Below are 14,573 nucleotides of genomic sequence, written 5' to 3'. Positions count from 1 at the left end.
TACGTCTTCACAACGATTTCGCACGTAAGAGAAATGTTCGGCCGAAAACTACCGGCCGAACGAAGGCCCTCCCGATGAATCGAGAGGGCCTTCGCGATCGAGGAGATCGTGGTGGACTACTCCGACTCCGAGGTACCCTTCGGCTCCGCCCCGGCGGCCGCCGCCTCGGCCTTGCCCGCCGACTTACCGCCGGTCAGCAACTGGTCCAGGGTCGCGCCCGCGACCCGGCGGAACGCCCGCCGCGGCCGCGCCTGTTCCAGGGTGGCGATCTCGAGCGAACCCACCCCGAGGACTCGCTTGTCCTTATCCGCGGCGCCCTCGGGCACCCCGGCCTGCAGCGCCTTCACCGCCACCCCGACCGCACCGGCCAGATCGAGTCCGGGCTGGTAGGAGGTTTTCAAAGCGGTCATGATCGGCTCGGTCGTGCCGCCCATCACCACGTATTCACGCTCGTCGACTATCGAGCCGTCGAAGGTGATCCGGTACAGCACCGATTCCGGGGACTGTTCCGGGTAGCCGACCTCGGCCACGCAGATCTCCACCTCATAGGGCTTGAGCTGATCGGTGAAGATCGTGCCGAGGGTCTGCGCGTAGGCATTGGCCAGGCCGCGACCGGTGACATCGCGCCGGTCGTACTGGTAGCCCTTCAGATCGGCCTGCAGGATGCCGCCGCGACGCAGTGCCTCGAATTCGTTGTACTTGCCGACAGCCGCGAACCCGACGCGGTCGTACAGCTCGCTCACCTTGTGCAGTGTCGCGGACGGATTCTCCGCGACGAACAGCACACCTTTGTCGTAGGTCAGCACGATCACGCTGCGACCCCGAGCGATGCCCTTGCGCGCGAGCTCGGTCTTGTCGCGCATGATCTGTTCGGCAGACGCGTAATACGGCAGTGTCATGCTGAGGCACTCTCCTCTTCCGCGGCCTCGCGATCGGCGACGATCGCCCGCGTGATCTCCTCCAACCGCGATTCGGTCACCTCGTCGGCACCCTCGTCGTTGATGACGATCGCCGTCGGGTAGATACCGCGCACCAGATCCGGTCCGCCGGTCGCGGTGTCATCGTCGGCCGCGTCGAAGAGCGATTCGACGGCGATCCGCAATGCACGGTCCTCATCGATTCCCTTGGCGTACAGCTTTTTCAACGACGACTTCGCGAACATCGAACCCGAACCGACCGCGGTGTAGCCGAACCGCTCCTCACTGCGTCCGCCGACCACGTCGTAGGACACGATGCGACCGGCCTTGTCCGGATCGGTGGCGTGCTGGTCGTAGCCGACCAGCACCGGAACCACCGCCAGACCCTGCAGTGCGGCAGGGAGGTTGTCGCGCACCATTTTCGACAGCTTGTTGGCCTTGCCATCGAAGGTGAGCGAGACGCCCTCGATTTTCTCGTAGTACTCCAGCTCGACGGCGAACAATCGCACCATTTCGATGGCCATGCCCGCGGTGCCCGCGATACCGGCCGCCGAATAGGTGTCGGTGATGTACACCTTCTCGATATCCCTGCTGGCCAACAGGTTTCCCTGGGTGGCCCGCCGGTCACCGGCGATCAGCACACCACCGCGGAACGAGACCGCCACGATAGTCGTTCCATGTGGAGCCAGCTCTTTCGCGGAGGTGCCACCGGCAGTACCGGTGGCACCCTCGATCGCGCCGAATCGGTTGCCCGGCAACAGTTCCGGTGCGTTCATGCGCAGGTGCTCGGTGAATGACGAGAGGGCGTGCCCCGGGTGGAGACGCAAGGGGTCACCTGCTGTCACTGGCCACCCTTCTGCACATACGCACGAACGAAGTCTTCCGCGTTCTCCTCGAGCACATCATCGATCTCGTCGAGCAGGTCGTCGGTGTCCTCCGCCAGCTTTTCGCGGCGCTCCTGCCCCGCGGCGTCAACGCCCTCCAGGCCCTCGTCCTCGTCGCCGCCCCCGGCGCGCTTGGTCTGCTCTTGTGCCATGGCAGCCGACCTCCTCTGTCCTCATCATGACCAGGGCTCCATTCTGAGCACGACCCTGATCATGAGCAATGTCCGTGCCCGTACATCAACACTACCCAGCCGCTCCGACAACATGTCGGATCTGTGTCTAATTTGCCGCTCCCGCGTCGCGACGTGTTCGCGGCCCGGCCGACCGGTCGCTCGTAAGACTCGCTATGTCGGCGCTGGATCACGCCGAATCTTAGTGCGAGCCAGGCTAAGTCGTGAGCTGTTCGACCAGTTCAGCGGCGGTATTCACACCGTCGAGCAGTTTGCCGACATGGGCCCTGGTGCCGCGGCGGGGTTCCAGGGTCGGAATGCGCACGAGTGAATCGCCGCCCAGGTCGAAGATCACAGAATCCCAGCTGGCGGCCGCGATATCGGCGCCGAATCGGCGCAGACATTCGCCGCGGAAGTAGGCGCGGGTGTCGGTCGGCGGCTTGGTCATCGCATCGAGCACCTGCTGCTCGTTGATCAGGCGTTTCATCGAACCGCGGGCGACCAGGCGGTTGTAGAGCCCCTTGTCCAGGCGGACGTCGGAGTACTGCAGGTCCATCAGGTGCAGTTTGGGTGCGGCCCAGCTCAGGCCCTCGCGTTTGCGCATCCCCTCGAGCAGGCGCAGCTTGGCAGGCCAGTCGAGCAGGTCGGCGCATTCCATCGGATCGCGCTCCAGCAGATCCAGCACGTTGGCCCAGTTCTCCAGGATGTCCTTGACGCGCTCGTCGTCGTTGCCACTGCGGGCCACGAACTTCTCCACCCGGTCCAGGTAGATGCGCTGCAGGGCCAGACCGGTGAGTTCGCGACCGTCGGTGAGCGCGACGGTGGCGCGCAGGGTCGGGTCATGGCTGATCTGGTGTACGGCGGTGACCGGCCGGGCCAGCTGCAGATCCGACAGATCCTCGCCCGCCTCGATCAGGTCCAGCACCAGCGCCGTGGTGCCGACCTTGAGGTAGGTGGACATTTCGGCGAGGTTGGCATCGCCGATGATGACATGCAGGCGACGGTATTTGTCCGCATCGGCGTGCGGTTCGTCGCGGGTATTGATGATGCCGCGCTTGAGCGTGGTCTCCAGACCGACCTCGACCTCGATGTAGTCGGCACGCTGGGACAGCTGGAATCCGGCGTGATCACCGGACTGGCCGATGCCGACCCGGCCGGAACCACAGATCACCTGGCGCGAGACGAAGAACGGGGTAAGCCCGACGATGATCTGGTTGAACGGAGTGTCACGGCTCATCAGGTAGTTCTCGTGGGTGCCGTAGGAGGCCCCCTTACCATCGACATTGTTCTTGTACAGCTGCAGCCGCGGCGCGCCCGGAACGCTCGACGCGTGCCGCGCGGCCGCCTCCATCACCCGCTCGCCCGCTTTGTCCCAGATGACCGCATCCAGCGGATCGGTGACTTCGGGCGCGGAGTACTCCGGATGGGCATGGTCGACGTAGAGCCGCGCGCCGTTGGTGAGGATCATATTGGCCGCGCCGACCTCGTCGGCGTCGATGACGGGGGCCGGACCGTTCATCCGGCTCAGGTCGAATCCGCGGGCATCGCGCAGCGGCGACTCCACCTCGTAGTCCCAGCGCGTGCGCTTCGCGCGCGGCACCCCCTCCGCGGCGGCATAGGCGAGAACCGCTTGAGTCGAGGTGAGAATCGGGTTCGCCGACGGCTCGGTGGGCGTGGAGATGCCGTATTCGACCTCGATACCGATGATGCGCTGCATACCGTCGAGCCTAGGCGACGTGTGCATCCCATCGGTCGCGACCGGCGGCATCGGTGATCTCGGATGACCTCGATGTCATACCGACGGTCGTACTTCCGGAGGATACGGGCAGGCAGCAGCGGCCGGGATATTCGGAACATGACCGATTCGATCGCCGAAATCACCGGGCGCCACGGCAAGTCGGATGAACCCACAACGGATGAACCCACACCCGGTCAACCGAGCACCGAGACCCCGCAGAATCCCGCGCGGTTGGTCGCCCTGGACGTCTTGCGCGGCATCGCGATACTCGGCACGCTCGGCACCAATATCTGGATCCTCACCCATCCGGAAGGCATGGTCGGGTACATCGACGAATTGGGCAGCCCGGCGACCGGCTGGATGTGGTCGGAGCGAGTGCTGCAGCAGCTCGCGCAGGGCAAGTTTCTCGGGCTGCTCACCATCATGTTCGGCATCGGGCTGGCCATTCAGCAGCGCTCGGCAGTGCGCGCCGGTCGACAGTGGCCGGGCAGCTATCCATGGCGGGCCGGGCTGCTGTTCCTCGACGGGGTGCTGAATTTCCTGTTCGTCGCGGAATTCGATGTGCTGATGGGTTATGCGGTCACCGGATTGGTCGTCGCCTTCATTCTCGCGACAAGCGAACGCGCGCAACGTCGTTGGCTGACAATCGCGGCGGGATTCCATATCGCGATGCTGACACTCGTCGGCATCTCGATGGCCGTTGCCAACCAACAGGATTCGACGCCACGCAAGCCGCTGGATCCGAATCCCTATGCGGACGGGTCGTTCTGGGATCTGGTGCTGTTCCGACTCGAGAATGCGGGGATGTTCCGCGTCGAGCCGATTTTCGTCTTCCCGATGTCGATCGCGCTGTTCCTGGCGGGTGCGCAGTTGTTCCGGGCCGGAGTGTTCCGGCCGGAGGGTGCGCGGCTCCGGCGGCGACTCATGATCATCGGATTCGCGGTTGCCGCGCCGATCGATCTGGCGGTCGGTGTGCTCGGCGGCGATCTGGTCTTGCTGACCAGATACGGCAGCGCCCCGTTCGTCGCCCTCGGCCTGCTCGCGCTGGTCGCGGAGTTCTACCTGCTCCGTCCGCGGGTCGGATTCCTCGGCAGGCGGCTCACCGAGGTCGGGCGGATGGCCCTGAGCTGCTACATCCTGCAGAATCTGGTCGCTTCGATGCTGTGCTACAGGTGGGGTCTCGGACTCGCCGCGCGTGTCGCTCCGGACGCCAAGGTGCCGTTCACGGTCGGCATCTACCTGCTGGTCGCGTTGATCATCGTGACCGTTGCGCATCTGTGGTTGCGCCGGTTCGACCGCGGTCCGGTCGAGTGGGTGTGGAATCTCAGCTACCGAGCGTTGGCCCGCGAACACTGAGCCGGGTCTGCGCCCGGTCCCGGAACGGTCCGGCCAATTCGGGATCCAGCTGGGCCTCGGCCATCGACCCGCGTAATGCCTTGACCCGCAACGGATAGTCGATGACCGTGTGCGAAACGCTACGGAGCGTTCCCGATTCAGGAGATGATCGACAGTGAGTGCGATTGTGGTGAACCACGGCCTCGGAGCCCGCGCCGACAGTGTGTGGTTTCCCTCAACTTTCGTGACGATCACATCGAACTGCCCGAGGCCGTTCGGTTGGTAGGCGAAATCCAGGCGGCCACACGGTGACTCGGCAGCCGATCTCCCGTCTATTCTGCGGTTTTCTGTATCGTCGCGGATATGGCGCGATCGGCACTTCCAGAAACGTGCGCTCCCGAAACGGCGGTCACCTCCGCCCGGCTGTGGCTGCGGCTCGGGCATGCGATCTATATCGGGCCCGGGATGGCCCTCGGTGCACATTCCACTGCCATCGCCAGTCTGGGAGTCGGACTCGGCGGCCCGTTCCGGGTTCGAGTCGCCGATGCTCCGGACATCACGGCCCGCAGCTTCCTGTTCCGTGCCCGGGTCACGCATGACGTCCTGGACACCGAGGTGCCGAAGCTCTTCTGCTTCTTCGACCCGACCTCGACCAATCTGGCCCGCTGTCTCGGCGGCATGCGGCGCACCGTCAACGGATACAGCGCCGACCACCGGCACGAGACCGAGCTGATCGAGCTGTGCGCCGACCCAGCGCCGGATATCGACCGTCTCCTCGACCTCGCGAGTATCCCGGTCCCTACCATCCGCGATCCTCGCATCGCCGCGGTCGCCGCAGCTATCCGCGCCAACCCGACCCAGCAGCAGCGCGCGGCCGAAAAGGCAAGTGCCGCAGGGTTATCCACCTCCTACTTCCTGCGCACCTTCGCCGAACAGACCGGCACCAGTTTCCGCCGCTACGTGCAATGGGCCCGCATGCTGCGCGTTGCCAGGGCCTATTCCGCGGGCCATGGCCTCACCCGCGCCGCCGTCGACGCGGGCTTCGCCTCCCCTTCGCATTTCAGCGATACCTTCCGCACTATGTTCGGCCTCACCCCCACCGCATTCCTCGCCATCAATGGCGAACTCCACATCGACTGACCTACACGTCGAAATAGAGTTCGAATTCGTAAGGGTGCGGTCGGATGTTGATTTCAGAGATCTCGGCATCGCGCTTGAGGCGAATCCAGGTCTCGATCAGATCGTCGGTGAAGACATTGCCTTCGGTCAGGTACTCGTTATCGGCTTCCAGTCGGTCGATGACGCTTTCGAGGTTGGGCGGAGTTTGGGTGACCTCGGCGGACTCCTCCGGGGTGAGCTCGTAGAGGTCCTTGTCGATCGGGACGGGGGGTTCGATCTTGCGGCGGATGCCGTCCATACCGGCCATCATCATGGCGGCGAAGGACAGGTACGGATTGCCCGAGGAGTCGGGGCAGCGGAATTCGAGGCGCTTGGCCGTCGGATTCGCGCCGGTGACCGGAATGCGCACGGCCGCTGAGCGATTGCGCTGGCTGTAGACCAGATTGACCGGGGCCTCGAAGCCGGGGACCAAGCGCTTGTACGAGTTCACGGTCGGATTGGTGAATGCCAGTAGCGATGATGCGTGCCGCAGCAGTCCGCCGATATAGTGCCGAGCCAGGTCGGACAAGCCCGCATATCCGGCCTCGTCGTAGAACAGCGGTGTGCCATTCGACCACAGGGATTGGTGCACATGCATACCGGAGCCGTTATCGCCGAAGAGCGGTTTGGGCATGAACGTGACGGTCTTGCCCTCGGCCCATGCGGTGTTCTTGATGATGTACTTGTATAGCTGTAGATCATCGGCGGCGGCCAGCAGCGTATTGAATTTGTAGTTGATCTCGGCCTGACCCGCCGTACCGACCTCGTGGTGCCCCTTCTCCAGTTCGAAGCCGGCGTTCTGCAGATTCGTACACATGCGATCGCGCACATCGACGTCGGCGTCGTACGGCGCCACCGGGAAATAACCACCCTTGGCGCGCACCTTGTACCCACGGTTGATCGTGCCGTCCGGATTGAATTCGGCACCGGTGTTCCAGTCGGCGGAGGACGAGTCCACCTCGTAGAAGGCGCCGTTCATCTTGGTGTCGTAACGCACGGCGTCGAAGATGTAGAACTCCGCCTCGGGCCCGAAGTAAGCGGTATCAGCGATGCCGGTGCTCTTCAGATACTTCTCGGCCTTGCGCGCGACATTGCGCGGATCGCGGCTATAGGCCTCGTGGGTATGCGGATCGTGGACGAAGCAGTTCAAATTCAGCGTCGTCGCGGCACGGAAGGGGTCCAATTGCGCGGTGCGCAGATCCGGGAGCAGCAACATATCCGATTCGTGGATCGACTGGAAACCGCGCACCGACGAGCCGTCGAAGGCGATCCCGTTATCGACCAGATCCGGCCCGAATGCGACGGCCGGTATCGAAAAGTGTTGCTGCACACCGGGAACGTCACAGAATCGAATATCGACGTATTCGACTTCCTTGGCGCAGATATATTCCAGAATTCCGTCGGTGGTGGCAGTCAAGGCTGCTCGCTCGTCCAACACGGCTCGCTCCTCGCTTTCGCGGCGCACGGTGTATCCGCGGATGGCGAGGCGACCGTCCCCTGACGACCGGACCCGTCCGTCGGATCACGGCAGGTCCTGCTCGCCGAGTCTCACGATACGACTTTGCCCTCGACGGCGGACCCGAATCCGCGGCGGCATCGCCCGAGAAATCCCCGCCGCGGTTCCACCTGATCTCGAGCGGTGGCGGCTGCGGCGGAGACGGTCGGAAGTTAACGATTTGTTTACCGACACCTCGCCGCCGGGTCGAGGCGATTCCGGGTGTCTTCCCGCGGCTCAACGCTGGCGAGTGAACCGCATGATCCCGCTGCGACCCGGCGACGACGGTAGCGCCGCGACCACCGGTCCCACCGGGCGACTGCCCGCACATCAGCCCGATCATGCGCCGCCTACTGAGTCGGTGTCGGTGCGGCGACGAGCAGAGCGCAGATTGCGACGATCTTCGCCGAGGCGCGGGTGCTGGCCGAACTGGGCCGGTGCCTGACCTGCCGCGAAATCCTCTGTCGTAGAACCGATTTGCAGTTCGAATACAAGGTGGAAGTCAGTGGTGCGGCCCGACCCGGACTGGTGTCCGTGCTTGCGCCACTCGACACCCGGCCGATGCTGGCGGAACACCCTCGAGGTTTTCGTCGACAGCGGATTCAATCAGTTGGCGACGGCCCGCCAGCTCAGCGTGCACCGCAATACGATCACCTACCGCCCGTCCCGCGTGCCGAACTCATCGGCCTCGACCCGCATCGCCCCGCCGACGCAATTACCCTGCCCGCGGCTCGCCTGGCCCGCCGCCTCGAACACGCCGCCTTCGCCCCCCCTGAGCGCCAGGCTTTGACCGCTCGCCCCTTGATCACCGGGTTCCTCGCTCGCGTCGCCGTTACCCTGACAGCGGCCAGTCGGCCGGGATAGTCTCCATGAGGGATCCGATTCGGGATTCGCAGTCACCCGGGAGCATCCGATGATGAAGGCTCTGGTTACCAACGGGGCATCCACCTCGCCCCGATCCGCACACTACGGCTCCGGGGCGCCCGGTGAACTGCGTTGGGAGGGTATGGCTTTGCTGCGCGCCGGCGTACTGGCCTTTGGCGGCAGCATCGACCCCACCACATTGCACGCCCATCACGCTGTCCAAGTGGTCGCCGCGTGTACCCCGGTGGTCGTGGTGGACGCGAGCGGCGTTCGGCATCGCGGCACACATGTCATCGTGCCCGCCGACGCACCACATCGCATCGACGCTGGCACCGAGCGCGGCACCGCGATCTATCTCGATCCGGAATCCGTTGCGGGCGCGGCGGCTGATCGCAGAGCCCACACTCACGGGTGGGCCGACTGCGAACATTCCCTGCCCATCGATCCGGATCGGGAACCACTCGCGGAACTGGTCGCCGAGGTCGTCGACGATCTCGAACGCGACAATTCGCGCAGCATGGAGGATGAGCGCCACGAGGCGGTAACCGAGGTGCTGCAACTGCTGCCGTCCCTCGTCGGCGACGGACCGATCCGCGGCGCGGATGTCGCGCGCCGGGTCGGCCTTTCCGCGGCCCGACTCACCCATCTGTTCACCGAACAGGTGGGAATTCCCATGCGGCCCTACATACTCTGGCTTCGACTACATGTGGCGATCACTCGCGTCCGCTCCGGCGACGATCTCACCGCCGCCGCCCACGCCGCCGGTTTCGCCGATAGCTCTCACCTGACCCGCACCTGCCGCCGCACCTTCGGACTGCCGCCATCGGCGCTGAGTCGGCGCGTCGATTGGGATCTCGGCGACGCCTCGTAGGTCCAGCCGAATCGTTCAAGTTATTGCGTGCACGGCCGACCGGGCTCGCCCATATGACCGCCGTCGATTGCTGCCGGTGGCCATCGTGCTGTACTTCGTCACCAACAACGCCTGGACGCTCGCGCGGCGAGCATGTCGTCTACCGCCGCCTCGAGGCCGAATCGGTCGCTGCGGCAACGCGTGTCGCTGCGGCACGCAGCGAACGCCGCCCCCAAACCCGGCGTTAAACCGAAGCGGCGATAAATCATTCGCGCACCCTTGCCGCGAACCTTATGGTTGTTCCAGGCCGAGTCAAGGGGCGCACCGGAATCTCCGCACCGCGTTCCCCGTGTCGGACTCGGTCTCGCACCTGGCGAAGGGCGCATAGCCTGGATGGGTTCGATTCCCACTGCGATGCCACCCGGTTCCGGTCGGATACGGCAAACGGCTCTGCGGGCTCCGCGGCTACGGCCGCGGGACGCCCCCGCCGCGGCCCCGTGACCGGAACCGGGTGACATCCGAAACAACAAGGCAGCCAACGACACACGGTACGGGAGGAGTGAACATGTACACGACGGTTATGGCATGGCAGCGAACGCTGCTCCACCGCGACGGCACACTCGAGCGAGTGCTCGAGCCAGGACGCCACCGCTACGATGCCAAGCGCTGCACGCTGATCGTCGTCGACATGCGGCCCCGGCTGCTGAATGTCAGCGGTCAGGAACTGCTCACCCACGACGGACTCTCGCTGCGGGTCAGCTATGCACTGAACTGGCAGGTCACCGACCCGGAAGAGTTCACCACAGGTGCGCAGTACCCGGACAGCGTGTTGTACGCGGCGGTGCAGGATGCCGCGCGCCGCTCTGTGGCAAGCCATTCCCTCGACGAACTCGTCGCCGACCGCACGCTTCTCGTCGGCGATCTCGCCGAAATCGGCATGGCCGTAACGGGACTCGGCATGCGCGTCGACGCACTCAACGCCCGCGACCTGATGCTGCCCGGCGAACTGCGCAGGGCCGCACTGGAAACCGTGCTCGCCAAGGAGCGTGGCCGGGCTGAAATCGAACGCGCCCGCGCGGAAGCGGCCGCACTACGGTCGCTGGCCAATACCGCGCGACTGCTCGAGGAACACCCGGCACTGCTACGGCTGCGCACCCTACAGGTCGCGACCACACCCGGCACTCAGGTGATCCTCGACCCGCGCGAGCGCATCTGACCTGAAATCCCTTGTCCACGCGGACAAGGGATTTCGGCGTTAAAACGCCGACTGCTAGGCGGGACCCGCCTGCAGGTAGTCCGTCGCCGACAGCACCTTCAGCACCTGGCGGACGCCAGGTGGTGCCCACGCCGCCGACGCATCATGTACCACCACCGGATCGATGAGGAGCACGACGGTGCCTTTGGTCTCGAGTTCGAAACCGCCTGCGGCCGTGATGTTCTTGACCCAGTCGACATTGCGGCCGTAGGTCAGCGCGATCCGGTAGACACCATCGGTTTCGAACGCCCACACCGGAGTTCGATAGGGGCGGCCCGAATTTCGCCCCTTGTGGACGACCATGCTCATCGGGGGCACCTTCCCGGCCAACCGGCCGAGGATCGGATTCGTCACGTGCCGGTTCAACTTAGCCAGTGTGCGCGGAAGCACCATCTGGGGCGGTCCTCTCTCAGGGTGGCATGCAAGACCAGGTTACCCTCGACCGGTGCTCGTGCATCCTGAGCCGGAGATGATCGCGGTCTATGACGCCGCGGGCCGCGAAATCGGCGCGGCCGACCGCGCTACCGTTTATCGCGACGGCATCTGGCATGCGAGTGCCGGCGTACTGGTCCGCTCCGGCGATGGCGAACGCGTCTACGTGCACCGCCGCACTGATACCAAGATGGTCTTCGCTGGTATGCACGACTGCCTTGCCGGCGGTGTCGTCGATCCCGGCGAGACTCCGGCACAGACGGCGGTCCGCGAACTCGCCGAGGAACTCGGCATCGTCCGCCCCGCCGACGCGCCACCGCTCCCCCTGCGGGCCAGCGCGTCCTGGGACGGCATCTGGCGGGGCGCAGCGATGCGCTGTCATCTGTTCGCCTACGAGCTGCGCTACGACGGACCCATCCGTCATCAGCCCGAGGAGATCGTGGACGGCTGGTGGTGGACCGATGCCGAACTGCGCGCCCATCTGGCCGACCCGACCTGGCCGTTCGTCCCCGATACCCGCATCCTCATCGACCAGCTGCTGACCTGAAACGCCATCGGCCCACCGGGTCGAGGACCTGATGGGCCGATGGGTCTGCGATCTGTCAGGCGGCGCTACCGCTCATGACACCCATGACCTGGGTGCAGAGGTTCGCGACGACTTCGAGGAGCTCTATGTACATTCCCTTGCTGGACCCGATATGAAATTTGCAGTCTGCATGCGCTAGGTGTCCGGCAGGTAAGTGAGTCGTGAAAACGGGTGACTAACCCGAGGACGCCACCGAGCCGGCCCAGGCCGCGAAAGCCCCCGGATTGCGGGTCTGCAGCAGCACCCGGCCCGGACCGGTGAAGTCGAAGACGAACCCCTCGCCCGACTTCAGCGACTGGATGGACCGCCCGGAGACCGCGCGCCGGATGGTGAAGTTCATGGCCAGGTCATAGGCCACCACATGGCCGGTATCGATGGTGATCGGCTCACCTGGCTGCAGATCGATCACATCGATCGCGCCGAACACACCGACAACCACCTCACCCTCGCCGTGCGCGCGCAGGCCGAAGCCGCCCTCGCCGCCGAAGAGGTTCGCGAAACCACTCCATTTGCCCTCCACCTGCACACCGTGCGAATTCGCGATCCAGCCGCCGCGGCTGATGAAGAACGGGCGATCGGGGGTGATCCGCAGATTCAGCATGTCACCTGGCAGTGCGGGCGCCACATCCACCCAGCCGCCCTGCGGCGGTGCGGTGAAGGTCGAGACGAAGAATGATTCGCCGGCCAGCACCGAACGCTTCAGCCCGGCGAGAATGCCGCCTTCGGCCTTGGACTGCAACGAAACTCCTGCCGAATGCGCGACCATGGCGCCGCTCTCGACCCGCATCGGCTCGCCTCCGGCCAGGAAGCACCGCGCGACCGCGGAGGCCGGACTATGACGCAGTTGTACTTTCATAAATGCCGACCCTACCGGCTATTTCGGGCTACGAAGGGTCCAGCGATTCCAGGGTATTCTCGTCGCGCGCGACGACCGCACCGCCGTCCGGTGTGAGCACGATCGGCCGCTGGATCAGCTGCGGATTCGCGGCCAGCGCGTCGATCCAGCGCCCCCGGTCGGCGGCGGTGCGCCCCCAGCCGGATATGCCAAGCTCCTTGGCGATCTGCTCACCGGTTCGGGTGATATCCCACGGCTCGACGCCCAGCCGCTGCAGCACCGTCCGCAATTCCGTCGCGGTCGGCGGATCGTCGAGGTAGCGCCGGACCGTGTAGGCCACGCCCGCCTCGTCGAGGTGCGCGGTGGCATTGCGGCTCTTGCTGCACCGCGGATTGTGCCAGATCTCGGTCTGCCCAGATGTCATGCTCGCAGCGTACCTACAGGTGCATCCAGGTCGGCCACACCTCGGACCACGGATGGCGTAGGCCGGTACAGGTCCATACCGTGACGTCCTGAGTGTTACACGGGTAGCCGATTCGGCTGTCCACCTTGGCGACCGGTGCGCAGTTGTCGAAATCCCAGTGCAGGAAGTCATCGTCGATACCGACGGCGACGACAGCGGACGTGGTGCCAGGAGGTGATCCGAAATATCTGAAACCGCGGCTGGGACTATAGATCGGAGGCAGGTTGGCGCGCTCGAATTGGTCGAGGGCGCTGGCTTGCCAATATGTGTTGGTGACGATGATGGCGTCGGCGCGTTCGGCCGGGGTGAGCGAGTCGTAAGCCTTGGTGACTCCGGAAATCAGTTCCGGCCATCCGAATTCGCCGTAGACGCCGATATTGATGGCTGCCTCGGAGGTGCTGGCGGGCGGCCGGACTTGTGCGGCGTCCCGCCACGGAGTCGACCACAGCACAAAGCCCGTGGCCACCGCGGCGAGTGCCGCACCGGCACCAGTGACCCAGCGACGCGAAGCGGGATCTAGTAGACCCGCCGATTCGCCGAGACCGACCGCACCCGCGGCGAGCACCACGCCGTACATCCCGGCCATGTAGTAGACCCGCCCGCCGATCATCAGAAAGATGGCGACCAGTATCAGCAGAGTCGCCCCGAGGAACCGGTACGGCCGCAGCGAGGTGTGGCACAGCAACGCCCACACGCCGTACATCAGCAGCACCGCGCCGAAATACCCGACCAGCTGCACGGCGAGCGGAATGAATGCCAATCGTCCGCCGAGAATGTCCTGCTCACCGATGATCACCTTGCCCATCGCCAGCTGCGGCCAATCGTGGCGCGCCTGCCAGATCAGCGACGGTATCGTCGCCGCCACCACGATTGCCGCGCCGAGCCACAGCAGCGGCCGCCGCACCAATTCGCGCGGACCGAAGATCAGCGAACCCACCGTGACGCCGACCCAGAAGAACGGGATCAACCATTTCACCTGCATATCGACCGCGGTCACCAGGGCCGCGCACAGCAGCAGGAGATCGCGGCGGGTTCGCACCCAGCGCACGACCAGCCAGGTGATGATCACCCAGAGCACGGTATCGACCGCATTGGTCGTCAGCATCTTGCCCTGGAGCAGCAGGAACGGCGAGGTCGCGTAAGCGATCGCGGCGAAGATCTGCGCAATGCGTCCACCGCCGAGCTCCCGCGCTATCACCGCGCACAGCACGACGCCGAGCGCGGTCAGCGCCACCATCGGCAGCCGCAGCACGAAGAAATTACCCGGCGCGATCGTATCCATCAGGCGCGCCAGCATCGGTACTACCGGCCCCTGATCGGCGTAGCCGAACGAGGGCCGTCGCCCGGCCGCGAGAAAGTACAGCTCATCGCCGAAGTAGTCGTACCGACTTGCGGAGAACAGCAGGACCGCAAGCGCCATTGCCGCGACCGCGCCGACGCCAACGACCGCAAGCGCCGGACGCCCCTCGGGCGAGGTAGTCAGGTTCTGACGATCTTCGGCATCGGTCACGCAAACTCCTGGAGGGAGTTCCGAGGTGGACACCTCGAATCTAGCGGGAAATGGTCGTCGCAGGGACTACGCCCGGGGGTG

At 65.1% G+C, this 14,573-nt stretch carries 15 protein-coding genes; 6 read left to right on the top strand and 9 right to left on the bottom strand.

The features are described 5' to 3' along the window. Window positions 1-116 precede the first annotated feature (116 nt). The 4 genes from prcA to dop form a co-directional block, all read right to left on the bottom strand. The gene (gene prcA / locus AB0L63_RS05705) at window positions 117-899 is read right to left on the bottom strand and encodes a proteasome subunit alpha (RefSeq protein ID WP_364495085.1); all 783 of its coding nucleotides are present in this window, start codon (window positions 897-899) and stop codon (window positions 117-119) included. Continuing rightward, window positions 896-1,762 (bottom strand): proteasome subunit beta, encoded by an 867-nt coding sequence (gene prcB, locus AB0L63_RS05700; RefSeq protein WP_364495083.1) that lies wholly within the window; start codon window positions 1,760-1,762, stop codon window positions 896-898. The genes prcA and prcB overlap by 4 nt, the downstream gene beginning before the upstream one ends. Further along, on the bottom strand, window positions 1,759-1,953 hold the full coding sequence (locus AB0L63_RS05695) for a ubiquitin-like protein Pup (protein ID WP_364495081.1): 195 nt from the start codon (window positions 1,951-1,953) through the stop codon (window positions 1,759-1,761). Before AB0L63_RS05695 ends, prcB begins: the two co-directional genes overlap by 4 nt. A 235-nt stretch (window positions 1,954-2,188) precedes the next feature. Continuing rightward, the gene (dop, locus tag AB0L63_RS05690; RefSeq protein ID WP_364495078.1) at window positions 2,189-3,688 is read right to left on the bottom strand and encodes a depupylase/deamidase Dop; all 1,500 of its coding nucleotides are present in this window, start codon (window positions 3,686-3,688) and stop codon (window positions 2,189-2,191) included. A gap of 138 nt (window positions 3,689-3,826) precedes the next feature. Here dop and AB0L63_RS05685 point away from each other — a divergent pair, with 138 nt between their 5' ends. Then, window positions 3,827-5,065: a DUF418 domain-containing protein gene (locus AB0L63_RS05685; RefSeq protein WP_364495075.1), complete on the top strand. Its 1,239-nt coding sequence runs from the start codon at window positions 3,827-3,829 to the stop codon at window positions 5,063-5,065. A gap of 342 nt (window positions 5,066-5,407) precedes the next feature. Further along, window positions 5,408-6,184 carry a helix-turn-helix domain-containing protein gene (locus AB0L63_RS05680; RefSeq protein WP_364495072.1) on the top strand — a complete coding sequence of 259 codons (777 nt, stop codon included), beginning with the start codon at window positions 5,408-5,410 and terminating at the stop codon, window positions 6,182-6,184. 1 nt (window position 6,185) lies between these two features. Here the strand turns inward: AB0L63_RS05680 and glnA are convergent, their stop codons facing one another. Beyond that, window positions 6,186-7,619 carry a type I glutamate--ammonia ligase gene (gene glnA, locus AB0L63_RS05675; RefSeq protein WP_364495672.1) on the bottom strand — a complete coding sequence of 478 codons (1,434 nt, stop codon included), beginning with the start codon at window positions 7,617-7,619 and terminating at the stop codon, window positions 6,186-6,188. A 583-nt stretch (window positions 7,620-8,202) separates the two neighbouring features. Here glnA and AB0L63_RS05670 point away from each other — a divergent pair. The 3 genes from AB0L63_RS05670 (at window position 8,203) to AB0L63_RS05660 (ending at window position 10,627) form a co-directional block, all read left to right on the top strand. Next, entirely contained in the window at window positions 8,203-8,487 is a 285-nt protein-coding gene (locus AB0L63_RS05670; RefSeq protein ID WP_364495069.1) for a helix-turn-helix domain-containing protein, read from the top strand. A gap of 126 nt (window positions 8,488-8,613) precedes the next feature. Beyond that, window positions 8,614-9,432 carry a helix-turn-helix domain-containing protein gene (locus tag AB0L63_RS05665; protein WP_364495066.1) on the top strand — a complete coding sequence of 273 codons (819 nt, stop codon included), beginning with the start codon at window positions 8,614-8,616 and terminating at the stop codon, window positions 9,430-9,432. 544 nt (window positions 9,433-9,976) lie between these two features. Beyond that, window positions 9,977-10,627: a slipin family protein gene (locus AB0L63_RS05660; RefSeq protein WP_364495064.1), complete on the top strand. Its 651-nt coding sequence runs from the start codon at window positions 9,977-9,979 to the stop codon at window positions 10,625-10,627. Window positions 10,628-10,681: 54 nt separating this feature from the next. Here AB0L63_RS05660 and AB0L63_RS05655 read toward each other — a convergent pair whose 3' ends face one another. Beyond that, a complete protein-coding gene (locus tag AB0L63_RS05655; RefSeq protein WP_364495061.1) occupies window positions 10,682-11,059 on the bottom strand; it encodes a nitroreductase family deazaflavin-dependent oxidoreductase in 378 nt (125 codons plus the stop codon). Between the two features lie 76 nt (window positions 11,060-11,135). Between AB0L63_RS05655 and AB0L63_RS05650 the strand changes: the two genes are divergently transcribed. Continuing rightward, window positions 11,136-11,645, top strand: coding sequence for an NUDIX domain-containing protein (locus AB0L63_RS05650; protein WP_364495669.1), 510 nt, complete (start codon window positions 11,136-11,138; stop codon window positions 11,643-11,645). A 214-nt stretch (window positions 11,646-11,859) separates the two neighbouring features. Here AB0L63_RS05650 and AB0L63_RS05645 read toward each other — a convergent pair whose 3' ends face one another. From AB0L63_RS05645 to AB0L63_RS05635, 3 genes are read right to left on the bottom strand one after another with little or no spacing between them, the layout of a single operon-like run. After that, a complete protein-coding gene (locus tag AB0L63_RS05645; protein ID WP_364495059.1) occupies window positions 11,860-12,540 on the bottom strand; it encodes a TIGR00266 family protein in 681 nt (226 codons plus the stop codon). Window positions 12,541-12,568: 28 nt separating this feature from the next. Then, window positions 12,569-12,943: an arsenate reductase family protein gene (locus AB0L63_RS05640; protein ID WP_364495056.1), complete on the bottom strand. Its 375-nt coding sequence runs from the start codon at window positions 12,941-12,943 to the stop codon at window positions 12,569-12,571. Window positions 12,944-12,956: 13 nt separating this feature from the next. Then, entirely contained in the window at window positions 12,957-14,492 is a 1,536-nt protein-coding gene (locus tag AB0L63_RS05635) for a glycosyltransferase family 39 protein (RefSeq protein ID WP_364495053.1), read from the bottom strand. Between the last annotated feature and the right edge of the window lie 81 nt (window positions 14,493-14,573).

Origin of the sequence: Nocardia sp. NPDC051990, assembly GCF_040680755.1 — a bacterium.
Classification (GTDB): Bacteria; Actinomycetota; Actinomycetes; order Mycobacteriales; family Mycobacteriaceae; genus Nocardia.
The sequence above is the reverse complement of the archived record's forward strand: the minus strand, read 5'-3'. Positions and strand labels throughout refer to the sequence as shown.

Excerpts from the sequence above, each read along its gene's own strand:
- dop (WP_364495078.1), bottom strand. The coding sequence starts at position 3,688 with ATGCAGCGCATCATCGGTATCGAGGTCGAATACGGCATCTCCACGCCC.
- AB0L63_RS05665 (WP_364495066.1), top strand. The coding sequence starts at position 8,614 with ATGAAGGCTCTGGTTACCAACGGGGCATCCACCTCGCCCCGATCCGCA.
- AB0L63_RS05685 (WP_364495075.1), top strand. The coding sequence starts at position 3,827 with ATGACCGATTCGATCGCCGAAATCACCGGGCGCCACGGCAAGTCGGAT.
- AB0L63_RS05660 (WP_364495064.1), top strand. The coding sequence starts at position 9,977 with ATGTACACGACGGTTATGGCATGGCAGCGAACGCTGCTCCACCGCGAC.
- AB0L63_RS05640 (WP_364495056.1), bottom strand. The coding sequence starts at position 12,943 with ATGACATCTGGGCAGACCGAGATCTGGCACAATCCGCGGTGCAGCAAG.
- AB0L63_RS05680 (WP_364495072.1), top strand. The coding sequence starts at position 5,408 with ATGGCGCGATCGGCACTTCCAGAAACGTGCGCTCCCGAAACGGCGGTC.
- AB0L63_RS05645 (WP_364495059.1), bottom strand. The coding sequence starts at position 12,540 with ATGAAAGTACAACTGCGTCATAGTCCGGCCTCCGCGGTCGCGCGGTGC.
- AB0L63_RS05655 (WP_364495061.1), bottom strand. The coding sequence starts at position 11,059 with ATGGTGCTTCCGCGCACACTGGCTAAGTTGAACCGGCACGTGACGAAT.
- prcA (WP_364495085.1), bottom strand. The coding sequence starts at position 899 with ATGACACTGCCGTATTACGCGTCTGCCGAACAGATCATGCGCGACAAG.
- AB0L63_RS05650 (WP_364495669.1), top strand. The coding sequence starts at position 11,136 with ATGATCGCGGTCTATGACGCCGCGGGCCGCGAAATCGGCGCGGCCGAC.
- AB0L63_RS05695 (WP_364495081.1), bottom strand. The coding sequence starts at position 1,953 with ATGGCACAAGAGCAGACCAAGCGCGCCGGGGGCGGCGACGAGGACGAG.